23 protein-coding genes are annotated in these 22,801 nt (G+C 70.8%); 10 read left to right on the forward strand and 13 right to left on the reverse strand.

The window, feature by feature from the left end; genetic code table 11:
• Positions 1–2 precede the first annotated feature (2 nt).
• Both ABN273_RS52275 and ABN273_RS52280 read right to left on the reverse strand, forming a co-directional pair.
• Complete coding sequence (locus tag ABN273_RS52275) at positions 3–332, reverse strand: PadR family transcriptional regulator (protein WP_349457202.1); 330 nt, start codon at positions 330–332, stop codon at positions 3–5.
• A gap of 24 nt (positions 333–356) precedes the next feature.
• Positions 357–1,049, reverse strand: a complete 693-nt coding sequence (locus tag ABN273_RS52280; protein ID WP_349457203.1) for a TetR/AcrR family transcriptional regulator — start codon at positions 1,047–1,049, stop codon at positions 357–359.
• 113 nt (positions 1,050–1,162) lie between these two features.
• On the opposite strand from ABN273_RS52280, the gene ABN273_RS52285 reads away from it, so the two are divergent.
• Genes ABN273_RS52285 through ABN273_RS52295 form a run of 3 tightly spaced genes read left to right on the forward strand, consistent with a single transcriptional unit; the run spans position 1,163 to position 3,308 of the window.
• On the forward strand, positions 1,163–1,510 hold the full coding sequence (locus ABN273_RS52285; RefSeq protein ID WP_349457204.1) for a YrdB family protein: 348 nt from the start codon (positions 1,163–1,165) through the stop codon (positions 1,508–1,510).
• 2 nt (positions 1,511–1,512) lie between these two features.
• A complete protein-coding gene (locus ABN273_RS52290; protein WP_349457205.1) occupies positions 1,513–2,424 on the forward strand; it encodes an NAD-dependent epimerase/dehydratase family protein in 912 nt (303 codons plus the stop codon).
• Entirely contained in the window at positions 2,421–3,308 is an 888-nt protein-coding gene (locus ABN273_RS52295) for a Gfo/Idh/MocA family protein (RefSeq protein ID WP_349457206.1), read from the forward strand. The genes ABN273_RS52290 and ABN273_RS52295 overlap by 4 nt, the downstream gene beginning before the upstream one ends.
• Here the strand turns inward: ABN273_RS52295 and ABN273_RS52300 are convergent.
• The 4 genes from ABN273_RS52300 to ABN273_RS52315 are packed head-to-tail and all read right to left on the reverse strand — an operon-like array spanning position 3,292 to position 7,722.
• Complete coding sequence (locus ABN273_RS52300; protein WP_349457207.1) at positions 3,292–4,113, reverse strand: trypsin-like serine peptidase; 822 nt, start codon at positions 4,111–4,113, stop codon at positions 3,292–3,294. The two genes, ABN273_RS52295 and ABN273_RS52300, sit on opposite strands and share 17 nt — an antisense overlap.
• Positions 4,114–4,170: 57 nt before the next feature.
• Positions 4,171–5,175 carry an acetamidase/formamidase family protein gene (locus ABN273_RS52305; RefSeq protein ID WP_349457208.1) on the reverse strand — a complete coding sequence of 335 codons (1,005 nt, stop codon included), beginning with the start codon at positions 5,173–5,175 and terminating at the stop codon, positions 4,171–4,173.
• On the reverse strand, positions 5,172–6,539 hold the full coding sequence (locus ABN273_RS52310) for an APC family permease (RefSeq protein WP_349457209.1): 1,368 nt from the start codon (positions 6,537–6,539) through the stop codon (positions 5,172–5,174). Before ABN273_RS52310 ends, ABN273_RS52305 begins: the two co-directional genes overlap by 4 nt.
• Positions 6,540–6,591: 52 nt before the next feature.
• Positions 6,592–7,722: a substrate-binding domain-containing protein gene (locus ABN273_RS52315; protein ID WP_349457210.1), complete on the reverse strand. Its 1,131-nt coding sequence runs from the start codon at positions 7,720–7,722 to the stop codon at positions 6,592–6,594.
• On the opposite strand from ABN273_RS52315, the gene ABN273_RS52320 reads away from it, so the two are divergent.
• The gene (locus ABN273_RS52320; RefSeq protein WP_349457211.1) at positions 7,721–8,167 is read left to right on the forward strand and encodes a MarR family winged helix-turn-helix transcriptional regulator; all 447 of its coding nucleotides are present in this window, start codon (positions 7,721–7,723) and stop codon (positions 8,165–8,167) included. The genes ABN273_RS52315 and ABN273_RS52320 overlap by 2 nt on opposite strands.
• A gap of 35 nt (positions 8,168–8,202) precedes the next feature.
• Here ABN273_RS52320 and ABN273_RS52325 read toward each other — a convergent pair whose 3' ends face one another.
• Together ABN273_RS52325 and ABN273_RS52330 are read right to left on the reverse strand one after the other, a co-directional pair.
• On the reverse strand, positions 8,203–8,685 hold the full coding sequence (locus ABN273_RS52325; RefSeq protein ID WP_349457212.1) for a cupin domain-containing protein: 483 nt from the start codon (positions 8,683–8,685) through the stop codon (positions 8,203–8,205).
• 34 nt (positions 8,686–8,719) lie between these two features.
• Positions 8,720–9,346 (reverse strand): TetR/AcrR family transcriptional regulator, encoded by a 627-nt coding sequence (locus tag ABN273_RS52330; protein ID WP_349457213.1) that lies wholly within the window; start codon positions 9,344–9,346, stop codon positions 8,720–8,722.
• A 78-nt stretch (positions 9,347–9,424) separates the two neighbouring features.
• Here ABN273_RS52330 and ABN273_RS52335 point away from each other — a divergent pair, with 78 nt between their 5' ends.
• On the forward strand, positions 9,425–10,420 hold the full coding sequence (locus tag ABN273_RS52335; protein WP_349457214.1) for an MBL fold metallo-hydrolase: 996 nt from the start codon (positions 9,425–9,427) through the stop codon (positions 10,418–10,420).
• A 105-nt stretch (positions 10,421–10,525) separates the two neighbouring features.
• Here ABN273_RS52335 and ABN273_RS52340 read toward each other — a convergent pair whose 3' ends face one another.
• Positions 10,526–11,755, reverse strand: coding sequence for a Glu/Leu/Phe/Val family dehydrogenase (locus ABN273_RS52340; protein WP_349457215.1), 1,230 nt, complete (start codon positions 11,753–11,755; stop codon positions 10,526–10,528).
• A 218-nt stretch (positions 11,756–11,973) separates the two neighbouring features.
• On the opposite strand from ABN273_RS52340, the gene ABN273_RS52345 reads away from it, so the two are divergent.
• The 4 genes from ABN273_RS52345 (at position 11,974) to ABN273_RS52360 (ending at position 16,179) form a co-directional block, all read left to right on the forward strand.
• A complete protein-coding gene (locus tag ABN273_RS52345; protein ID WP_349457216.1) occupies positions 11,974–13,524 on the forward strand; it encodes an alkaline phosphatase D family protein in 1,551 nt (516 codons plus the stop codon).
• A 21-nt stretch (positions 13,525–13,545) separates the two neighbouring features.
• Positions 13,546–14,256, forward strand: a complete 711-nt coding sequence (locus tag ABN273_RS52350) for a class I SAM-dependent methyltransferase (RefSeq protein ID WP_349457217.1) — start codon at positions 13,546–13,548, stop codon at positions 14,254–14,256.
• 83 nt (positions 14,257–14,339) lie between these two features.
• Positions 14,340–14,933 (forward strand): RNA polymerase sigma factor, encoded by a 594-nt coding sequence (locus ABN273_RS52355; protein ID WP_349457218.1) that lies wholly within the window; start codon positions 14,340–14,342, stop codon positions 14,931–14,933.
• The gene (locus ABN273_RS52360; RefSeq protein WP_349457219.1) at positions 14,926–16,179 is read left to right on the forward strand and encodes a CU044_5270 family protein; all 1,254 of its coding nucleotides are present in this window, start codon (positions 14,926–14,928) and stop codon (positions 16,177–16,179) included. The genes ABN273_RS52355 and ABN273_RS52360 overlap by 8 nt, the downstream gene beginning before the upstream one ends.
• 66 nt (positions 16,180–16,245) lie before the next feature.
• Here ABN273_RS52360 and rocD read toward each other — a convergent pair whose 3' ends face one another.
• From rocD to ABN273_RS52375, 3 genes are all read right to left on the reverse strand, one after another.
• The gene (rocD, locus tag ABN273_RS52365; RefSeq protein WP_349457220.1) at positions 16,246–17,460 is read right to left on the reverse strand and encodes an ornithine--oxo-acid transaminase; all 1,215 of its coding nucleotides are present in this window, start codon (positions 17,458–17,460) and stop codon (positions 16,246–16,248) included.
• A gap of 2 nt (positions 17,461–17,462) precedes the next feature.
• The gene (gene ddaH, locus ABN273_RS52370; RefSeq protein WP_349457221.1) at positions 17,463–18,260 is read right to left on the reverse strand and encodes a dimethylargininase; all 798 of its coding nucleotides are present in this window, start codon (positions 18,258–18,260) and stop codon (positions 17,463–17,465) included.
• A 123-nt stretch (positions 18,261–18,383) separates the two neighbouring features.
• Positions 18,384–18,869, reverse strand: coding sequence for an Lrp/AsnC family transcriptional regulator (locus ABN273_RS52375; protein WP_349457222.1), 486 nt, complete (start codon positions 18,867–18,869; stop codon positions 18,384–18,386).
• A gap of 92 nt (positions 18,870–18,961) precedes the next feature.
• On the opposite strand from ABN273_RS52375, the gene ABN273_RS52380 reads away from it, so the two are divergent.
• Positions 18,962–21,307, forward strand: coding sequence for a GH1 family beta-glucosidase (locus ABN273_RS52380; RefSeq protein WP_349457223.1), 2,346 nt, complete (start codon positions 18,962–18,964; stop codon positions 21,305–21,307).
• A gap of 5 nt (positions 21,308–21,312) precedes the next feature.
• Here the strand turns inward: ABN273_RS52380 and ABN273_RS52385 are convergent, their stop codons facing one another.
• A complete protein-coding gene (locus ABN273_RS52385; protein ID WP_349457224.1) occupies positions 21,313–22,692 on the reverse strand; it encodes a glycoside hydrolase family 16 protein in 1,380 nt (459 codons plus the stop codon).
• Between the last annotated feature and the right edge of the window lie 109 nt (positions 22,693–22,801).

A 22,801-nucleotide genomic window follows, 5' to 3' on the forward strand; every position in this document is an offset into this window, starting at 1 on the left:
CATCATGCGAGCCCCCAAGCGGCTCCCGTGCGCCTGGCGCCCGCCTGCTCGATCCGCCGCAGCGTGGCGAGCTGCTCGCTCAGCGCGTCCCGCCCGCTGTCGGTGATCCGGTACGGCTTGCGCCGCTCGGTCGACTCGACCGCTTCGATCCAGCCGCGCTCCTCCAGCCGCATCAGCGCCCCGTAGAGCGTGCCCGGCTCCAGCGCGGTCCCCGAGAACTCCTCGATGTCATTGATCATCCGGTAACCGTGTTTCTGCCCTTCGGCGAGACTGATGAGGACCAGCAGCGCCACGTCCGTGAAGCGGCCGAGTTCCTGCTTCTTCCGTGCCATGTATTCAGTAAAACTTAGTAAGTCTCACTGAGCAAGTCCGATCGTCGAGGCCGCCAGCCGCATCGAGTGCTCGAACACCGCGCGCCGGTCCTCGATCGTGTTGTTGAACTGGCCGAACACCTCGAAGTTGACCCATCCGTACAGCGCGGTCCACGCCGAGACTCCGCGCCAGAGCACGCTGTCGGGCACTCCGGGCATGAGGTCCCTGAGCGCGGCCGCCTCCGATGTCAGCTCCTCGGCCGGCGAATCCGCGGGCGGCCGGATCGTGCCCGCGCGCCAGGCGTCGGAGATGAGCCGGCCCAGGACGGTGACGTCGCGCACCCGGGCCGCGACCGTGTCCTGCGGCGCCTGGTAGCCGGGCACGGGGGAGCCGTAGAGCAGCGCGTATTCGTGCGGGTGCGCCACCGCCCAGTCGCGCACCGCGTGGCAGATCGTCATCCACCGGCGCGGGAAGTCGTCCTGCGGGCACGCGGCGTCGGCGCGCTCCACGGCCTCGCCGAGCGCGTTGTACCCGTCGATGATCAGCGTGGTCAGCAGGTCGTCGCGGCTCGGGAAGTAGCGGTAGATGGCCGAGGAGACCATGCCCATCTCGCGTGCGACGGCCCGCAGTGACAGGCCGCCGGCGCCCTCGGTGGCGAGCTGGCGGCGCGCGATGTCGGTGATCTCCCTGGTGAGCTCGGCTCTGACGCGTTCTCTGGCGGTACGGCTGGCTGTCATGACAAGCAGGCTATCAGAGCGGTGCCAAAAAACGAGAGCACCGCTCTTGACGAACGCCGCTCTCTTGAGAGAGCATTGCTCTCGTAACCGGGCGACACACTACGGAGGACCGGATGCTCGCCAAGCACGCAAACGCTGCCCTGATGTTCTTCCTGGAGCTGGGTGTCCTGGCCTCGGTGGGCTACTGGGGCTTCACGGTGAGCGACTTGTGGATGATCAAGTTGCTGGCGGGGCTCGGCGGCCCAGCGCTGTTCATCGCCGTGTGGGCGCTGTTCGGCGCGGGTGGTGGCGCGAACGCCGTCTTCCCCCTCACCGGCCTGGCCCGCGCCGCACTGGAGATCCTCTGCTTCGGTGGCGGCGCCGCCGCCCTCTACGCTTCGGGTTTGGTGACCCCGGCCGCCGTCTTTTTTGCACTGTTCGTACTCAACGCGGTTCTCCGCATCATCTGGAAGCAGGTCTGATCATGGGTAAGCACGTCGTCGTGGGCTCCGGCCAGGTCGGCACGCATCTGGCGCGCAAGCTCGTCGCGCAGGGGCAGGACGTCACCGTCGTGACCCGCTCGGGCGGCGGCCCCGAAGGGACCGTCAAGGTGGCCGCCGACGTCGCCGACAAGGACAGGCTGATCGAGGCCGCCAAGGGAGCCGACGTCCTCTACAACTGTGTCAACCCGCGATACCACCGCTGGCTCACCGACTGGCCGCCGATGGCCGAGTCGTTCCTGGCCGCCGCCGAGGCGAGCGGCGCCGTGTACGCGATGCTCGGCAACCTCTACCCGTACGGGCCCGTCACCGGCCCCATGACCGAAGACCTGCCGCTCGCCTCCACCAACCCCAAGGCGCAGGTGCGGGCGAAGATGTGGCGGGACGCGCTGGCCGCGCACGAGGCGGGCCGGATCAGGGTGACCGAGGTGCGGGGCTCCGACTACTTCGGTCCGGGCGCCAGCGACCAGTCCTACCTGGGCGACCGGTTCCTCGTGCCGCTCAGGGCGGGCAAGACCATCTCGGTCCCCTATCCCCTCGACATGCCGCACAGCTGGACGTACCTGCCCGACGTGGCCGAAGCGCTGATCGTGGCCGGGCGCGACGAGCGGGCCTGGGGCCGGCCCTGGCACGTGCCCACCGGCGACCCGTTGAGCTTCCGCCAGTTCGCCGAACGGATGGCCGCGCTGCTCGGCCTGCCCGCGCCCAAGATGGCGCAGCTGCCGTGGGCGCTGGTCAGGGCGGCCGGGCTCTTCTCGCCCATGCTCGGCGAGCTCAGGCACATCCGCTACCAGTTCACCGCGCCGTACGTGCTCGACTCCTCGGCGTTCCAGCGCACGTTCGGCGTCGCGCCTACCCCGATCGACGAGGCGCTCAAGGCTACGCTCGACGCGTGAAGATAGCCCTGATCGGCCTCGGTGACATCGCGGAGAAGGCGTACCTTCCCGTGCTGGCCGCCCAGCCCGCCCTCGACCTGCACCTCTGCACGCGCAACCAGGCTCGGCTGGAGCGGCTCGGCGACACCTACCGCGTCGCCGGGCGCTCCACCAGCGTGGACGAGGTGATCAAGTCGGGGGTCGACGCGGCGTTCGTGCACGCGGCCACCGACGCCCATCCGCAGCTCGTCGAGCCGCTGCTCCGGGCCGGGATCCACGTCTACGTCGACAAGCCGATCGCCTACACGCTGGCGGAGTCGGAGCAGCTCGTACGGCTGGCCGAGGCCGAGGGGAGGTCGTTGATGGTCGGCTTCAACCGGCGGTACGCGCCCGGATATGTCGGACTTGCCGCCCATCCTCGTCATCTCCTCCTCATGGAGAAGAATCGCGAGAATCACCCCGACGCACCCCGGCGGGCGATATTTGATGACTTCATCCATGTGGTGGACACCCTCAGATTCCTCGCCCCAGGCCCGGTCACCGGCACCACGATCAGGACCCGCGTCCAGGACGGCCTGCTCGAGCACGTCGTCCTGGAGTTGTCGGGCGACGGCTTCACCGCCATCGGCGTCATGAACCGGGTCAGCGGGGCGAGCGAGGAGTCCTGCGAGGCCATGGGCGACGGCGCCAAGCGCCGCGTGGTCAACCTCGGCGACGTCATCGACTACCGGGGCGGCGAGACGCTCTTCCGCCGCCCCGACTGGACGCCGGTGGCCAGGCAGCGCGGCATCGAGCAGGTCTGCCTGGAGTTCCTCGCCGCCGTACGCGAGGGCCGCCGGATCGCCGCCGACGACGCCCTGGCCACGCACGCGCTCTGCGAGGAGATCGTCAGCCGGACGGCGTGAGCTGCATCGACCTGTCGGCCTTGGCGAACATCCGCTCGAACGCCGGCTCGCTCAGCCGGGTGAGCACGGTGTACCCCTTCGAGTCACTCAGCGGGCTGGACGACGACACGACGCCGGCCACCGCGCCGCCGTACAGCGCGGGCCCGCCGCTGCCCCCGGCGGCGGCGTGGCAGTTGTGCGTGACCATCAGCCCGGGCCCCTCGGAGAGCGCCTCGACCGCGTCGCCCACGCACCGGTACATCTGCGTGCCCGGATAGTCCTTGCCGCCCGGGTAGCCGAGCAGCTCCAGCCCGCGCAGCTCCATGCCCCTGCCGGTGGCCAGCCGGGGCAGCCCCCGCCCGGTCACGGCCTCCAGCGGGCGCTTGCGGCGCACCACGCCGACCAGGCCGATGTCGTACGGCAGCAGATCCGGCGAGTACGGCTCGTGGCGCCACTTGGCCGGCACCCACGTGCGCACGGCCGGCCAGATCCCCATGCGCGGCCGCCGGTCGTAGCCCGGCAGGAAGGCCAGCTGCTGCATCGCCCGCCCGTGCTGGTACAGGCAGTGCGCCGCGGTCAGCACCAGGCTGCGGCTGCGCGAGCCGATCACCGCGCCCCCGCACAGCACGCTCGTCCGCGTCACGGGGTCGTGGCCGAGCACCATCCCGGCGAGCCGCCGCGGTCCCGCGTAGGGGCGCGGGACCGGCGCGTAACCCAGCCGGTCGCCGTCGGGGGTCAGGATGCGGGGAACGGGGACGTTGCGTTGCGACACCTCGGCGACAGCGGTTGGGTCGAGCAGGACCAGAGACAGCACCAACCTGAGCACCCTCCCACCTTAGAATGAAGATGATCAGTGCTCTGACCTGCAAGATTAAGCTTTACCCTAACTTGTGTACTGCAAACCCAGCGCGCGCAGCCGATCGTGCGCCGACTCGTAGGCGACCGGCCGGCCGAGGTACGCCTTGGGCAGTTTCGCGACCATCGTGTAGTTGGTGTCGCACACGTTCCCGACCGGCGCCTGCCCGGCCTGGCTGACGAGCTGGTAGGCGTCCAGCGTGTCCAGCCCGGTCAGCTCCGAGGTCCAGGTGACCAGGTCGTGCTGGCTGATCCGGTACGCGTCCTCCAGCGGCCTGGCCGACCCCGTGGACATCAGGTGCAGGTCGTCCTCCAGGCGCGGCCACGGCGTCGCCACGCCCCTGATCAGCTCGACCGCGACCACGGTGTTCATGGCCGACTCCACCGCGGTGCCGCAGACCTCGCCGTGCCCCTGCAGCCCGTGGCCGTCGCCGATCGAGAACATCCCGCCCTCGACGTTGACCCCCAGGTAGACGGTGACGCCCGCGCGCAGCTCGGGGGTGTCCATGTTGCCGCCGTGCGCGTCGGGGGTGATGGTCATGCGTGCCTCGTTCGCGGCGGGGGCCACGCCGACCGTGCCGTGCATCGGGTCGAGCGGCAGGGCCACGCTGAAGTCGCTGTTGCGGGCGTGGTAGACGGCCACGCCCTTGTCGAGGTCGATGTCGTACCGCCAGACCCGCTCCTCCAGCGGCGGCTGCAGCGTGGCCGTGGTGTGGGTGCCGGTCAGCGCGCCGAAGTGGGGGAAGGTCGTGGACACCGCCCAGTCCCTGGCCGGTGTGATCTTGATGAAGTGCAGGGCCAGTGTGTCGCCCGGCTCGGCGCCCGCGACGTGGAAGGGGCCGGTGACGGGGTTCAGGTAGGGGAACTCGCACACCTGCGACGGCAGGTCGTGCACGCTCCGGACGCGCCCGCCGAAGCAGTCCTCGGTGTACAGCTCCAGGATCGTGCCCGGCCGGACCTTGCCGACGGCCGGGCGACCGCCGAAGGTGTAGCTCAGCTCTTCAGGCGAGGGACGGTAGGAGACGACATTCATTTGACCTCCGAGGGGAGTACGGGCCGGCGGCCGGAGAGGTACGAGGCGCCGAGGACGATCAGGCCGATGAGCAGCCAGATACCGCCCGCCCACTGCGCGTAGACGTTCTGGTTGAAGACCACGGCCAGCAGGACGACGAAGCCGATCATCGGCGCGACCAGGTGCGCGAGCCAGTTGCCGCTGCGCCGCCGGAAGACGTGGTGCACGACGACGGCGATGTGCAGCAGCATGAACGCGACCATGGCGCCGAAGTTGACCAGCGAGGTCAGCTCGCCGATGCCGTTCTGCCTGGTGCTCATGTAGAGGCCGATGACCAGCGAGACGGCGGCCACCACCAGGGTGGCGTTGACCGGCACCTTGTGCTTGGGATCCACCTTGGCCAGGAACGCGGGGAGCTGGCGGTCGCGGCCCATCGCGAACAGCAGGCGCGAGGTGGCCGCCTGGGCGACCAGCGAGTTGGCGAAGCCCCACGCGATGGCGGTGGCCACGGCGGTCAGCACCGACAACCAGTGCCCGCCGGCGAACTCCGCAGTGGTGTAGAACGCGGTGCCCGTCACGTCGTCGTTCGCGATCAGCGTGTCGCGGCCGGGGGTGAGCAGCGCGGCGAGCCACGTCTGCGCCACGAACAGCACCGCGGCCAGCGCCAGCGCGGCCACCATCGAACGACCGAGCCGGCGGGCGTCCTCGCGGCTCTCCTCCGCCAGCGTGGAGATGCCGTCGAAGCCGAGGAACGACAGCACGGCCACCGAGGCGCCCGCCAGCACCACGCTCCAGGTGAACCCGGAGGACTCGAAGATCGGCGTCAACGCACCGGTCTGCGCCTTGCCCTGGGCCAGCGCGATGACGCCGACCACCAGGAAGATCGCCAGCACTGCCAGCTCGGCGACCAGCATGATCCGGGTGATCCTGGCCGTCATCTGGATGCCGAGGTAGTTGACGACGGTGTTGAGCACGACGAACACGACCAGCCACGCCCAGACCGGGATCGCGGGCACGGAGCCGTTCATGGCCACGCCGGCCACGAGATAGAGCAGCGAGGGCACGAGCACGTAGTCGAGCAGGATCGCCCAGCCGGCCATGAACCCGACGGGGGCGGCGATGCCCCGGCCCGCGTACGTGTAGACCGAGCCGGCCATGGGGAACGCGCGGGCCATCTGCGCGTACGACAGCGCCGTGAACGCCATCGCCACCAGGCCGATGACGTACGCGAGCGCCACCATCCCATGGGACACCGCGAAGACGTGGCCGAAGATGCCGAACGGCGCGATCGGCACCATGAAGATCAGGCCATAGATCATCAGATCGGAGAAGCCCAGCGAACGCTTGAGCTCCTGACGGTAGCCGAACTGCTCGATTGTGCTCATGTACGGCTCCTAGCTGCGTGGGGGGCGCTTCGCACCTTAGAGCTAAAGCTTTCTACTGAAAAGATTTCTCTAGAAAGAAGTCCAATCCGTTGGCCCTGCCCAGGTGGACGGGCCGGCGCACCTGCCGATCGAGCAGCGTGAGCGTGCCGCGGGCGCTGGTGATCGTGGTGCCGTCGGCGACCGCGTCCAGCGCGGGCACGGCCAGCGACCCGGCCCGCGCGGCGAGGGCGGCCAGCATGGCGACGGCCTCGTAGCAGCCGTGGCCGTGGGCGTTGAGCATGGGGGCGTCCTGGCCGAACCTGGCCGCGTACCTCTCGGCGAAGTCGAGGCCGGCGTCGGTGGGCAGGTCGCGGAAGTAGCCCATGGCCGCGTACAGCTCGCCGGTGCCGTCGCCGCCGATGCCCAGCAGGCCGTGCTCCTCGAGCGCGCCGCACAGCCGCGCCGCGCCCAGCCCGCCGGCGGCGTACGCCCGGTTGAACGCCACCAGGTCGCTGCCGATCAGCGTCAGCAGGATGGCGTCCGGCCTGGCGCCGGCCACCTGGTCGAGCCGGCTCGCGGCCTCGCCGTACCTGACGAAGCTCTCGCCCACCACGGTCGCGCCGCGGGCGTGCAGCCGACGGCGGGCGCTCGCGTGCACCAGGCGCGGCCAGATGTAGTCGTTGCCCAGCAGGAACCAGCGGCGTGCCCGGCGCGTGCCGGCCAGCCAGTCGATGCCCGGCGAGAGCTGCCTGCCGGGGGTCTCGCCGAGGAAGTAGACGCCCGGCGCGTGGCCGCCGCCCTCGTACGGCGGCGCGTACACGAACGGGACCCGCCCGGCGATCGCGGACACGATCTCGACCCGCACGTCGCTCGCGTGGGCGCCCGCGACGGCCTGCACCGTCTTCGACCCGACCAGCGCGGCCACCTCGGCCGCCACCTGGCGTGCGGGTCTGCCGCCGTCGACGAGGACCAGCTCGACCGGCCTGCCCAGCACGCCGCCCCGGGCGTTGAGCTCCTCGGCGGCCAGCACGGCGCAGTTGATCGCGCACGGGCCCATCAGGCCGAGCACTCCCGACACGGGCACGACCAGGCCGATCCTGATCGACTCCGACGGTATGAGCCGCGCTTCCAGCGGATCGACGGTCGCCGCCACGCCGACGAGTATCCTCCCTTCTAGCTCTCCGTCGAAAGGACCGATCTCCATGACCACCTCTGGGCTCGGGTCCTCGCTCGCCTACCTCCTCAGCCGTGCCGAGCGCAGCGTCAACCGCGGGCTGGCCGCGGTGCTGGCCGGCGAGGACGTCACGGTCGAGCAGTGGCGCATCATGCGGGCGCTGGCCGACGGGCGGGGCGACTCGATGGGCGAGCTGGCCGAGGCGGTGCTGATGCCGCACCCGACGCTGACCAAGGCGGTCGACCGGCTGATCGACCGGGCGCTGGTCTACCGCGGGCCGTCGAAGGGCGACCGGCGGCGGGTGGCGGTGTTCGTCTCCGACCGGGGGGCCGAGCTGCTCGCCCGGGTGGACGGGGCGGTCGCCGAGCACCACGGGCTGATCGCGGTGGCGTTCGGGCGCGAGCGCACGGAGCGGCTCATGGGCGACCTGGAGGGCCTGGTGGAGGCCCTCGACTACGCCGAGCTCAGGGGCTGACCCGGCCCGGCGTCCTTCGTCCGGCGGATGGGTGACTAAAGCCAGTAGGTGTCGTGGCGGATGAAGAACTCCGCCTTCTCCTCCTCGCTCTTGCCGGCCAGGTCGAGCAGCCCTTCGAAATAGCCCTCGCGCGGAGCGCCGGGGGCGAAGTGGAGCAGCATGGTGGCGGGCGCGCCCGACTCGTTGCGGAAGGCGTGCACGCCGCCCTCCGGCACATGCACCCAGTCGCCCGGCTCGGTCTCGATCCAGCGCGTGCCGTCGTAGATCCGCACGCTGCCCTCGAGGATGTAGAACGACTCCGAGATCGACTTGTGGAAGTGCGGGCCGGGCCCGGACGGCTCCGGCCCCATCACCCACCGGTAGAGCCCGAACTGGCCGTTGGTGGTGGCGCCGGTGGCCAGGTAGTGGACGGTGTTGCCGGTCTTGGGGTAGGTCAGCTCCGGCTCGTGGCCGAACGGGCGGTAGGTCGCGCTGAGCTCCCCGGTGTCCCCGTGGTAACGCGGTTCAGGATAGGTCATGAGGTCATCCTGGCAGCGATTGGCCGTGCCCGGTTCAGGGGCTGAGTGCCTTCGCGAACAGGGCGGCGTGTGCCGTGATGCGGTCGCGGGCCCGTTCGCGCTGCGCGTCCGTGGCGCCGCCGTGCAGCCACAGAATGCGGGCGTGGGCGATCGGGGCCAGGAGGGCGTAGGCGAGGTCGCCGGGGCCGCCCAGGTCCGTACGGATCCGCCCCGCCGACTGCCACCCCGCGAACACCTCCGCCAGGCGGGCCAGCGCGTCCTCGATGCCCTCGTTCAGTGCGTCGTCGTGGATCAGGCCGTCACGTGAGACCAGGCTCATGACTTGCCTGGACTGCGGGGTGTCCCACGCGGCCAGCACCCGGGCGGCGAACGACTCGACGAAGGCCGACGGATCCTCTGGGGCGTCGTCGAGTGCCACGTTGGCGGCCTGCGGGCCGGCCAGGGCCATGGCGGCGTCGTAGATCGCCTGCTTGCTGGCGAAGTGGGCGTACAGGACGCTCTCGCTCAGCCCCACCTCCCTCGCGATCGCCCTGATCGAGGTGCCCGCGTACCCCTTCTGCGCGAACAGGCGCAGCGCGGCGTCCAGAAGTGCGGCCTTGGTGTCGCTCGCCTCGGCCTTGGCGGGGCGGCCCGGCCTGCGGCGGCTCGTGATGCTGCTCACGGGGACATCCAATCACCTTGCTAAATAATCGATCGATCGATTAGTTTAGTGGGCAAGCGCAAGAGAAGGGAGCGGAAGATGTCCACTTCACGGATTCCTGACCGGGAGATCGCCGAGCGGCCCGCGGGTTACGGCGGGCCGAACCTGTCGCCGGTGGGCCTGGAGCTGGTGCCGCACGCGTTCGCCGAGGGCGTGTACGCGCTGATGGCGAGCCTCCCGCCGAAGGACAACAACGGGGTGGTGGCCGGGCGGGACGCGGCGCTGGTGGTCGACGCCGGGATAACTCCCGAAATTTCGGCAAAAATCCAGGGACTTGTCGCCGACCTCACCGATCGGCCCCTCCGCTACCTGGTCAACACGACCTACCACGGCGACCACAGCTTCGGCAATGCCGCCTTCCCCGGCGAGGTCGTCGTGGTCTCGTCGCGGGCGAACCGGGACAACATGGCCGACCTGGCGTACGAGAAGGAGACCAGGTCGGCCAACATGTACGGCGACGCCGCCCTGCTCGACGAGGTCACCACGTGGCGCCGCCCCGACCTCGTCTTCGACTCGTACGCCGAGATCGACCTCGGCGGCCGCACGGTCCAGCTGCACCACTTCGGACCTGGCAACGGCCCGGGCGACACGGTCGTGTACGTCCCCGACACCCGCACCGCCTGGACCGGCAACTTCCTCTGCCATGCGGGCACGGCCCACATGCTGCTCCAGGGCGGCCCGGAGCCCTATCTGGGCTCCCTGCGCAGGATGTGCGAAGCCCTGCCGGAACTGGAGACCATCGTCCCCGGCCATGGCCCGATGGGCGACGGGCCGGCGGCCGTGGCGGCCCTCATCGGCTACCTGGAGCGCCTGCACGACGAGGTCCTGGCCAGCGTGAAGGCGGGCCGGACCCTGGAGGAGACGTTCGCGGCCTGCACCGACCCGTGGGCCGAGGTGCTCGACCCCGGCCTGTCAGCGGCCCTCGCCCGCTACCCGGTGCCCCAGGAGCTCGCCCGGCAGGGCATGCTCGCCCTTTGCCGGGACCTCCACCGGCTCAACGTCCTGGCCACCTACCGCCTCTACGAGGCGGCCTAGCGGCCGGAGGCGACGCGACCCGCGGCGAGGCCGCGCATCGCCTCGCAGGGCTGGTGGCCGGAGGCGACGCGGTCCACGGCGACGGCACGCATCGCCTCCCCCGGGCTAGTGGTCGGAGACGACCCGGCTCACGGCGACGGCGTGCGCCGCCTCGCGGAGGGTCAGGCCGCGGGCGGTGGCGAGCGACCTCACCTCGATGAACGCGTCATGCATGCGGTCATGGAGCCTGGCGTCGAACTCGGCCTGGCTCCACGAGCCGGCCTGGGCGTTGCGCACCCACTCCAGGTGCGAGACGATCACGCCGCCGGCGCCGGCCAGGATGTCGGGCACGACCGTGGCGCCGTTCGCGGCCAGGATCTCGTCGGCCTCCGGGGTCGTGGGGCCGTTGGCGGCCTCGACGATCAGGCGGGCGCGGACCATGGGCGCGTTGGCCTCGCTGATCGCGCCCTCCAGCGCCGCCAGGACGAGGATGTCCACGTCCAGCTCCAGCAGGTCGTCCCGGTCCAGCGCGTCGGCGTCGCGGTAGCCGGACACGCCCCCGGTCTCGGCGCTCCAGGCGCGCAGGCCGTCGAGGTCGAGGCCGCCGCCCGCGTGGACCGCGCCGGAGGTGTCGGAGACGGCCACCACCTTGGCGCCCGCCTCGGCGAGGTGGTGCGCGATCCGCGCGCCCACCTTGCCGAAGCCCTGCACGGCCACGGTCAGCCCCCTGGGGGAGCCGCCGAGCGCGGACAGCGCGGCGACCCGCGCGCCCCGCGCGGTCGCGTCCTCTAGCGTCATGATGCTGGCGCCCGGCGCCCAGTAGCCGGAGTCGAGCCGGTAGGTGTCACGGATCCAGGCCATGGTCCGCTCGTCGGTCCCGGCGTCGGGGACGGGGACCTCCTTCTCGGGGCCCGCAAGCGGCAGGATCTCGGCGGCGTAGCGGCGGGTCAGTCGCTCCAGCTCGCGGGCGGTCAGTCCGGCCGGGTCCACGGCCACGCCGCCCATGGCGCCGCCGTACGGGATGCCGGCCAGCGCGCACTTCCACGTCATCCACATCGCGAGCGCGGTGACCTCGTGGAGGTCGGTGCCGGGATGAAAGCGGAGCCCGCCCTTGGCGGGGCCGCGCGAGACGTTGTGCTGGACCCGGAACCCCTGGACCACCTGCACGCGGCCGTCCTCGCGCCGCACCGGGACCGCGACGGCCATGGAGCGGCGGGGCGTGGCCAGCATCGTGTGGGTCTCGTCGTCGAACCCGAGCTGCTCGACGGCCCGGGCGAGCTGGTGGAGAGCGGAGTCGAGGGCCTGGCGGCCCGGGGTGATCAGGGCCGGCGTCTTTGACGGCACCATGATGCTCATGGAAGCGAGTCCTCCTGTTAGTCGCGCCCTATTTGCAGGGAAAGCGCCATTGCCTTCCACTTGTGGGCGCTATTGTCGCGATCATCCTAGGGTGGGGCGTTTGACCTTGCCTAGTTGTTGGTGGAAATCGGGCCGCTCATCGAGGTGCTGTGGACCGTGCCACTCTGGCAGGCTTGCGTCCCGTGAACGTGCCGAATCGTCAAAATCCCGGGGGTGAGATGCCCGCACTCGTGATGGGGCCGATGCTGCGGTATGTGGACTCCGTCAGCGCCTCGATCTGGGTGGAGACCGCCGAACCCTGCACGGTCGCCGTCGAGGCGGACGGCAGGACTTACCGGTCGCCTACCTTCACCGTGCACGGTCACCACTACGCGATCGTGGATCTCGTTGAGCTCTCCCAGGATATCGGTTCGTATTCCGTGAGACTCGACGGGGAGCCGGTATGGCCACTGGCGGGTCGCCCGCCGAGCCGGATCCGGCTGCTGCCCGCCGACGGGGCGCGCAGGCTGGCGTTCGGCTCGTGCCGCGCCAGCGTGCCGCATGACGCGGCGCACGTGCTGACGCACGGCGCCGACGTGCTGCGCGCGTACGGCGACCACCTCGCGGTGGCGGGTGACGAGGAGTGGCCGGACCTGCTGCTGCTCCTCGGCGACCAGGTCTACGCCGACAGCCCCTCGGCCGAGATGCTCGACTACATCAGGGCCCGCAGGAGCACGGAGCCGCAGGGGGAGATCGCCGACTTCGAGGAGTACGCCGAGCTCTACCGGCTGGCCTGGACGGACCCGGAGATCCGCTGGCTGCTGTCCACCGTGCCGACCGCGATGATCTTCGACGACCACGACGTACGCGACGACTGGAACACCTCGCAGCCCTGGCGCGAGCAGATGGCCGCGACGCACTGGTGGCACCGCCGGGTGGTCGCGGGGCTCGGGGCGTACTGGATCTACCAGCACCTCGGCAACCTGTCACCGGCCGAGCGCGCGGAGGAGCCGCTGCTGCGCGTGCTCATGGAGGGCGGCGACGGCGGGGCGGCCCTCGACGCGTTCGCCGAGAAGGCGGACGCCGAGCCGAGCAGCAACCGCTGGAGCTACGCCCGCGACCTCGGGCGGGCCCGCCTGATCATGGTCGACACGAGGTGCGCCAGGCAGCTCACGCCCGGCGGGCGCCGCATGCTCGACGCGGAGGAGTGGGCCTGGCTCGAGGAGCAGCTCGCCGCCCCGGCGGAGCGGCTGGTCATCGGCTCGTCGATCCCGTTCCTGCTCCCCGAGGGCGTGCACGGCGTGCAGAACTGGAACGAGGCCCTGTCCGACGGCAAGTGGGGCGGGCTCGTGCGGCGGTGGTCGGAGAAGTTCCGGCAGGCCATCGACCTGGAGCACTGGGCGGCCTTCCGGCGCTCGTTCGACGACCTGGCCAGGCTGCTGATGGGGCTCGGCAAGCCGGTGCTGATCCTCTCGGGGGACGTCCACTACTCCTACCTGGCGAAGGCCCGCTCGGCGCCGGTCTTCCAGATCGTCTGCTCGCCGATCCGCAACCCGCTCAGCCGCCTGCTGCGCTGGGCCAACGTGTTCACCCAGTTCAGGATCGCCACCCTGGTGGGCGGGCTGCTGGCGCGGCTGGCGGGCATCCCGCGGCCGCCGTTCAGCTGGCGGGTCACCAAGGGGCCCTGGTTCCAGAACGCGCTGGCCACGCTGACCTTCCCCGACGAGGTCGTCTGGTACGAGTCCGACGGCGACTCCGTCACCCCGATCGACTCTGTACACCTAAGATGAAAATGGTTATCGTCCCTCCCCATGGATGAAAACTACTCCCTCGCCGTGCCCTTCTACGACCTGTGGCACGAGGACGGGCACGTGCCGCTGATCCGCGAACTGCTGCCGCCGCTGCTGAAGGGCGTGGAACGGAGCGTCATCGAGATCGGCGCGGGCACCGGACTGATCACCCGGTTGATCGCCAGGGAGACGCCCGCGGAGATCTACGCCGTCGAGCCGGCGCTGGGCATGCGCTCCGTCCTGGTCAACCGGCTGGCGGAGGATCCGGAGCTGCTCCGCCGGGTCACCGTCCTGCCGTGCGGGGCGCTGGACGTGGAGGTGGACGAGCCGGTCGAGGCGATCGTGATGATCTCGGTGCTGCAGAGCTTCCCGGCCGGGCAGCGGGCCGAGCTCTGGCGGGTGCTGGCCAGGCAGCTGGAGCCGGGCGGGCGGCTGGTGTTCAACTGGCGCGAACGGGCCGTGCCCGTGCCGGGTGACCTGGAGGTCATGGGCTCGTACGAGGTGGGCAGGCACACGTACGAGATCGCGGGGCAGGTGCTGGAGGTCGGCGGCGAGAGCGTGACCTCGCGCTTCGTCTACCGGATCCGGCAGCGCGGCGTGGCGGTCAGCGAGGACGAGGCGGTGGTCACGAACCACTGGCCCGCAGGGGAACGGCTGGTGTCGGAGCTGGAGGCGGCCGGGTTCAGCCGGGACGCGGCGCCCGAGGGCATGGAGGTGTGGCGGCTTTCGTAGGCGGATTGCCGGAAATAGTGGGAACCGGGGTCCGGCGTGCGGCCAACAACAGGGTGACCGCATGAGAGAGGACCGGCAGAGTGGTGGGTGTTCAGGATGCGCCTGAGACGCTGGATGACTCGACCCTGATCGGGCATTCGCTCGGCGACCCGGAGAGCTTCGCGGCGCTGTTCGACCGTCATGCCGACGAGATCCACAGGTACGCGGCGCGGCGCCTCGGGGCGGAGCTGGCCGACGACGTGACGGGGGAGGTGTTCCTCGTCGCGTTCCGCGGGCGGGCGCGCTACGACCGCTCCTGGCCGGACGCCAGGCCCTGGCTGTACGGCATCGCGACCAAGATCGTCGCCCAGCACCGCAGGGCCGAGCGGCGGCGAACGGCGGCCATGGCCAAGGTGAGCGTGGAGCGCCCAGGCACGTTCGACGAGCGAAGCGCCGACCGGGTGACCGCCGAGCAGCTCCAGCCCAGGTTGGCCAGGGCGCTGACCAGGCTCAGCGCGGGCGAGCGCGACCTGCTGCTGCTCGTCGCCTGGGGGGATCTGACGTACGAGGACGCCGCGCTCGCGCTGGGCGTGCCCGTCGGCACCGTCAGGTCCAGGCTCCACAGGCTCCGCGCGAAGGTGCGCAGGGCGCTCGGCGGCACCGATCCCTTCGCAGCAGAGGAGCCCCGTCATGGATAGGCACGGCATGGATGAGGACGAGATCCGCATGTTCGCCGACGGCCGGCCCGGCGTGCCGCCGTACGGAGCCAAGGCGAGGGCCAGGGCGCGGGAGCGGCTGCTGGCGGAGGCGCGTGGCGGGGGCCGCTTTCGCCTGCCCAGGTTCGGCTGGCAGGCCGCGGCCGCGTTCGGGGCCACGATCGTCCTGGTCGGCGGCGTGGCCGTGGCCATGTCGAACCAGGGGCCGGGCGGCACGAACCCCGCCACGTCGGTGACCCAGTCGGCTTCCGTGTCGTACTCCGACGAGCTCAACCCCCGGCCCGGCCAGTTCATCCAGATCGAGTCCGACACGATGTACGGGTCGCTCACGGTCGGCATGAAGGGCGGGGACTCGCGTCACCTCTACCGGACGCACCGGAAGATCTGGCAGTCGGTGGACGCGAGCGCGGACGGCCTGCTGCTGATCGAGGGCCGCGAGCCCCAGCCGTGGCCGGGCGAGTCGCTGCCGAAGGTGGCCAAGAAGTGGCAGGGCTCCGAGTGGCACACGCTGCCCGCCTGCCCGGGTCCGCGCCGGACCGACTACGCCTACCTGAGCACCCTGCCGACGGATGCCGACGGGATGCGGGCGCGGCTCTACGAGATGAGCGCGGCGTACGTGAGCGACGGCAAGGGCGTCGACGGCGACCGGGCCGCGTTCGACCACGTGCTGGATCTGGTCAGGGAGACGTACATGCCGAAGGCGCAGCGTGACGCGCTGTTCGAGGCGGCCAAGACGATCCCAGGCGTCCAGGTGGCCGAGGGGGTGGCGGACGCGGCGGGCCGCAAGGGGGTGGCGATCGGGCGGGTGGACCCGCAGGGGACGCTCGTCCAGGCCATCTTCGACCCGGCCACGCACCTGTTCATGGGGGAGCGGAACACGGTCGTGGAGGAGCAGCGCGCCCAGGCCCCCAAGGACAGCGTGCTGGCGCTGACGGCCCAGCTGAAGGTCTCGGTGGTGGATGAGCTGCCGCAGGCGCAGGTACGGGAGGGTGACGTCTCCCACTGCGTCAGCGCCACTCTCCAGGCCACCCCGAGCCCGTCGAGCACGGTCACACCGTCGCCGTCGCCGAGCGAGGACGCCGTGACGGAGCCGAGCGAGAACGTCGTGACGGAGCCGGCGCCGGCGATGACGGTCACGTTGGAGGCGACAGAGGAGCCGGCCTCGCCCGCGGAGCCCACTGTGACGGTGACCGCGACGCCGGCGGAGACGCCTCCGCCCGGCAACTGACCGTCTCTCCGGCGAGGGCCCGGCCACGTACGGTGGCCGGGCCCTGCCGCGCTCCGCGAACGGCGGCTAGGCCTGGCTGAACTCGTAAAGGGCGTCGGAGAGCTGGTTCACCGCCCACACCAGGTCGTCCTCCGAGATGACGATCGGCGGTGCGAGGCGGATGGTGGAGCCGTGCGTGTCCTTGGCCAGCACGCTCCTCGCCATGAGCGCCTTGGACATCTCCCGCCCCGTGGCCACCTCCGGGTCGATGTCCACGCCCGCCCACAGCCCGCGCCCGCGTACCTCGACGACCCCCCTGCCGACCAGCTCGCGCAGCCGGGCATGCAGGACCTCGCCCAGCTTGGCGGCCCTGGCCTGGAACTCGCCGGTGTTGAGCAGCTCGATGACCGCGATGCCGACCGCGCATGCGAGCGGGTTGCCGCCGAACGTGGACCCGTGCTGGCCGGGGTGGATGACCCCGAGCACGTCCCGGTTCGCGGCGATGGCCGAGACCGGTACGACACCGCCGCCGAGCGCCTTGCCGAGGACGTAGATGTCGGGCACGACACCCTCGAAGTCGCAGGCGAACGTCTGCCCGGTCCGCCCCAGCCCCGACTGCACCTCGTCGGCGATCATCAGGATGCCCTGGGCGGTGCACAGCTCCCGGATCTCGCCCAGGTACCCGTCAGCCGGGACCAGCACCCCGGCCTCGCCCTGGATCGGCTCGACCAGCACCGCGACCGTGTTGGCGTCGACGGCCCGCCTGATCGCCTCTGCGGAGCCGTACGGCACGAGACGGAAGCCCGGCGTGAACGGGCCGAAGTTGTCGTGTGCCTCCGGGTCGGTGGAGAAGCTCACGATCGTGGTGGTGCGGCCGTGGAAGTTGCCTTCCATCACGATGATGTTCGCCTGGTCGGGCTCCACGCCCTTGACCTCGTAGCCCCACTTGCGCGCCACCTTGATGGCGGTCTCGACGGCCTCGGCTCCGGTGTTCATGGGCAGGATCATGTCCTTGCCCGTGAGGTCGCCGAGACCGGCGCAGAACTGCGCGAACTGGTCGTGGTAGAAGGCTCGGCTGGTCAGGGTCAGGTTCTTGAGCTGCTCCTGGGCGGCCTCGATGATCTTCGGGTGGCCGTGGCCGAAGTTGAGCGAGGAGTAGCCGGACAGGCAGTCCAGATACCGCTTGCCCTCGACGTCGGTGACCCAGGCGCCGTGCGCCTCATGGATCACGACGGGCAGTGGATGATAGTTGTGCGCGCTACGGCGCTCGCTCATTTCGATGAGCTCTGCGCTGGTGGTCATGGTCAGTTCTCCCCCCTGATCTCCAGTGTGCAGCACTTTGGGCCCCCACCCGCCTTACGCAGCTCCGACAGGTCGACCGGGACGACCTCGTAACCGCGCCGCTTGAGCTCCAGCTGGAGGTTCGACGCCTCGGCGTTGATGACCACGTTCGTGCCGTCGCTGACCGCGTTCAGCCCGAGCACCTCGGCGTCCTCGGCGGTCGCGACCACCGCGTCGGGGAACATCGCGCGCAGCACCTTCCTGCTGCCCTCGGAGAAGGCCTCCGGGTAGTACGCGACGTTGCGGCCGTCGAGCGGGAACAGCGCCGTGTCGAGGTGGTAGAAGCGCGGGTCCACCAGCATCAGGGAGATCACCTGGCGGCCCAGGTACTCCTGCGCCTCCTGGTGCGCGACCACGTCCGTGCGGAAGCCCGTTCCGGCCAGGATGACCTCGTCGAGCGTGAGGAAGTCGCCCTCGCCCTCGTTGACGTGGCGCGGCTCGTGCGCCGGGTAGCCGCGCTCGGCGAACCACCGCAGGTAGGCGGGGCCCTCGGGGCCGCGCTCGGGGTGGGCGAACCTGGCGCCGTAGACGCGGCCGTCCACGACCAGCGCGCCGTTGGCGGCGAAGACCATGTCGGGCAGCCCCTCGATCGGGTCGATCAGGCTCACCTTGTGCCCGAGCTCCTCGTACGCCGCCTTGAGGACCTCCCACTGCCGGACCGCCACGTCGCGGTCCGCGCCGGCCTCAGGATGCATCCACGGGTTGATCGCGTACTCGACCGTGAAGTAGTCCGGACGGCACATCAGGAAGTGTTTGGGCATGCAGGTCTCCGTCGAGGTTTATGGATGGATGTCCAGATTGAGGGGACGGAGACAGCCTAAGAATGCATGTTTATGCAGGCCAAGCGTCTGGCATTGCGTGTTGGCGCGGGTCTGTTGCGTCTATCAGCGCATGGGATGCGATCCGTTGCGCGGCTCCGGCACGGCGGCGCCCGGAGGGGTGTCCACCAGTCGCGACAGCACGATGGAGCTCTTGGTCCTGACCACGAACGACTCCGCGGCGATGCGCTCGATCACCCGCTCCACGTGGCGCACGTCCGTGGCCCTGATGTGCAGCAGCGCGTCCGCCTCGCCGGTGATCGTGGCCGCCGCCACCACCTCGGGGAACTTGGCCACGGCCAGCGCGATGTCCGAAGGCTTGGTCTTGCCCTGGCAGAACAGCTCCACGTACGCCTCGGTCGTCCAGCCGAGCGCCTGCGGCGCCACCCGCGCGCTGAACCCGGTGATCGCCCCCGTGTCGCGCAGCCGGTCGACCCGCCGCTTCACCGCCGACGCGCTCAGCCCCACGTGGTGGCCGATGTCCGCGTAGGTCGCGCGCGCGTCCTCGACGAGCGCCGCGATGATGTCACGATCGAGCCGATCCAGTTCCACGCGCCTTGTATACCGCCTGGCCAGGCTGGCGCGCGACGAGCGGCGCGCGGGAAACTGGGCGTGCTGACAGTCATCGGAAGGTATCCGCCAGAATGAGCACCACAAGCTTCCCCGAGGGTTTCGTGTGGGGAGTGTCGACCTCCGCCTTTCAGATCGAGGGGGCCACGTCCGCCGACGGCCGCGGGCCGTCCATCTGGGACGGTTTCTCCGCCGACCGCGCCGAGGCCTGCGACCATTACCGTCGCTACCCCGAGGACGTGCGGTTGATGAAAGACCTCGGAATGGCCGCCTACCGGTTCTCGGTGAGCTGGCCGCGGGTGTTCCCCGAGGGCTCCGGAAAGGTGAACGAGGCCGGGCTCGACTTTTACGACCGGTTAGTCGACGAGCTGCTCGCGGCGGGCATCAGGCCTTATGCGACGCTTTATCACTGGGACCTGCCGCAGGCGCTGGAAAAGCTCGGCGGCTGGCCGTCCCGCGACACCGCCCGCCATTTCGCCGATTACGCCTCGGCGGTTCACGACCGGCTCGGGGACCGGGTCGACACCTGGTTCACGCTGAACGAGCCCTGGGTGGCGGCCTTCCTGGGATACGGCTCCGGGGTGCACGCGCCGGGCCGGAAGTCGGCCGCGGAGGCGTTCAGGAGCGCCCACCACATGCTGCTCGCGCACGGCCTGGCCACGCAGGCGCTGCGCTCGGCCGGGGCCACGAGGGTCGGGACCGTGCTCAACATCTCGCCCGTCATGACGCCCGCCCAGGTGAGCGACTTCGGCAGGGAGTTGTCGGAAGAGGACGCCGAGGCCGTGGCCAGGATCGACGCGCTGGCCAACCGGCAGTTCCTGGAGCCGGTGCTGCGCGGGTCGTACCCCGCTGAGCTGCTGCCCATCATCGAGCGCCACGGCGGCCTCGGGCACATCCGCGACGGCGACCTCGACACCATCGCCCAGCCCGTGGACCTGCTCGGCGTCAATTACTACACCCCGCAGGTGGTGCAGGCGCAGCCCAGCGAAACGGCGGACCCGGCCTTTCCGGGAAGCGCGGGCGTGCTGTTCTGCACGATTCCCACGGCGGTCACCGCGATGGGCTGGCCGATCGTGCCCAATTGTCTTTCGCTGCTGCTGCGGCGCCTTTCCCGGGAATACCCGGAGCTCGATCTTATGGTCACCGAGAACGGCGCCGACTTCGTGGACACGATGACCGGCGACGGCATTCACGACGTGGACCGCATCAGTTTCGTCGAGGAACATCTGCGTGCCTTGCAGTCGGCCGTCGCAGACGGCGTGCGCGTTCGCGGATATCTCGTCTGGACCCTGCTCGACAACCTCGAATGGGCCGATGGTTACCGGCGGAAGTTCGGCCTCGTGCACGTCGATTTCGCCACCCAGCGGCGGCTGCTGAAGGACAGCGCGCTGTGGTACCGCGACGTCATCCGCCGCAACGGCCTCACCGAGACCCGCCCCAAGCGGCCCACCCTCGAGACCGTGGCCGCCCGCGCCGGCGTCTCCAGGGCCACGGTCTCGCGCGTGGTCAACGGCGAGGCGGCGGTGAGCGCGGACGTTCGCACCACGGTGATGCGGGCCGTCAAGGAGCTCGGCTACGTGCCCAACGCCGCCGCCCGCAGCCTGGTCACCCGGCGCACGAACACGATCGCCCTGGTCCTGTCCGTGCCCAGACAGGGGGACTCGCTGACCGCCGCCGTGGTGCAGTACGTCACCAGCATGCTGGAGGGCGCGGGCAAGCAGATCACGCTCATGCTCGCCGACACGGCCGAGAGCCACCGGCGCATCATCCAGCAGGCGGAGGCCCGGCTGGTGGACGGGGTCGTGCTGCTGCCGCCCGACCGGGCCGACACGCTCGCCGAGCGGCTCTCGCGCACCGGCGTGCCGATCGTGCTGCTGGGCAAGCCGGCCGTCGCCTCGCTGGTGCCGTACGTGGACGTGGACAACGCCGGCGGGGCGGAGGCCGCCACGGAGCACCTCCTCGCCCGCGGCCGCCGCCGCATCGGCATGATCTGCGGCCCCACGGACCTGGTGACCGTCCAGGACCGCCTGGCCGGGCACCGCGCGGCGCTGCACCGTGCGGGCCTGCAGCCGCTGCTGGCCCTGGCGGACCTCACGCGCGCCTCCGGCGCGACGGCCGCCCGGCAGCTGCTCGGCGACGATCCGGCCCTGGACGCGATCTTCGCCGCCACCGACCAGCTCGCCATCGGGGCGCTGCAGGCCGCGCGGGAGGCGGGGCGGCGGGTGCCCGAGGACCTGGCCGTCGTGGGCTTCGACGACATCGACGCGGCCTCGGCCACCACGCCGGGACTCACCACCGTGCGGGCGCCGCTGGCGGACCAGGCGCTGGCCCTGGCGCGGTTGCTGCTGTCGCGGCTGGAGGGCCGCCACAGCGAGTCGGTCGTCCTGCCGACCCGGCTGGTGGTGAGGGACTCCACCTGAGCGCCTCAGCTGGTGGAGAACGTGAACCAGTTGACGTTGACGAAGTCGGCGGGCTGACCGCTGCTGAAGGTCAGATACACCGTGTGCGTCCCGGTCACGGCCGAGATGTTGGCGGGCACCGTTCGCCAGCTCTGCCAGCCGCCCGTGTTGGCGAGGGCGAAGTCCCCGATGGGAGCGGCGGTGGGGCTGTCCAGCCGCACCTGCACCAGCCCGCTCACCCCGGCCGCGGCCCCGGACGCCACCCTGGCCTTGAACTGGCGGGCGGCCTCCGTCCCGAAGTTCACCCCGTCGAAGCGGAGCCAGTCGCCGTTGGCGATGGCCCCGACGTTCTGCCCGCCGCCCGTGTCCGTGGTGGTCTCGACGATGGTGCCCGACTGCGCCTGGTACCGCTCGGCCTGGATCGTCGAACGGGCGTCAACGTCCCCGGGAGGAGGGGTGGAGCCGCTTCCGCTCTGCCACACCGCCACGTAGTCCACCAGCATCGATCGCCCTGGCACGGTCGCCGCCGTGGGCGTCCGGCCGCCGAGCGCGTCGGGGAACGCCCCGCCCATCGCCACGTTGAGCAGCAGGAAGTAGCCCGCGTGCCCCGTCATGTCGGTCCAGGTCCCCGCGTCGAACTGCGACTGGCTGACGCTGTGGAACTGCTGCCCGTCCACGTACCAGCGCAGCTGGTTCGGGCTCACGCTGCGGTCCCACTCGAAGCGGTAGGTGTGGAACGCCGCCTGGCACGTCGAGCCGGGGCAGGCGCGGTTGGCGCCGAGGCCGGTGGTCTCGTTGCACGGGCCGCCCGGGTTGACGCCGCAGTGGAGCACGCCCCAGACGGCGTTGATGCCGTTGACGTTCTCCATGATGTCGAACTCGCCGATCCCCGGCCAGTTCCAGTAGTTCCCCCGGTACGGCGCCCCGAGCGCCCAGAACGCCGGCCAGTAGCCCAGCGCGGCGTCGCCCGTCACGTTCGGCATCTGGATGCGGCCCTCGATGCGCAGGACGCGGCCGTCGGCGGGCTTGAAGTCGGCCCGCCTGGTCTCGACGCGGGCCGAGGTCCACTCGCCCGAACCGCTGCGCTGCGGCGTGATGCGGAGGTTGCCGCCGCCGTCGAGGCTCAGGTTGGAGGTGCTGGAGGTGTAGTTCTGGATCTCGCCGGTGCCCCAGTTGGCGGGGCCGCCGGGGTACGAGTGCCCGGTGTCGATGATCCAGTCGGCCGACGAGGGCAGCGTGCCGGCCGTGCCGTTGAAGTCGTCCGACCAGACCAGCGACCAGCCCGACGGGGTGGGCGGAACGGCGGCCGAGGCGCTGACGGCCACTTTGACGAGCAGGCCGCTGAGCGCCACGAGCACGACGGCCACGGCCGCCAGGTGACGCCGGGGCCGGATGGCTGTTGTCATCCTTGCTCCATGGGGGGTGGGGAGCCGTGTGAGAGAGCGCTCTCTGAGCCGATGTCAACACAGCCTTTACCTGCTGTCAACCGGCACGGCCTCTCCACCGCGCCTCGAT

It is taken from the genome of Nonomuraea sp. B19D2 (genome assembly GCF_040137845.1).
GTDB lineage: Bacteria > Actinomycetota > Actinomycetes > Streptosporangiales > Streptosporangiaceae > Nonomuraea.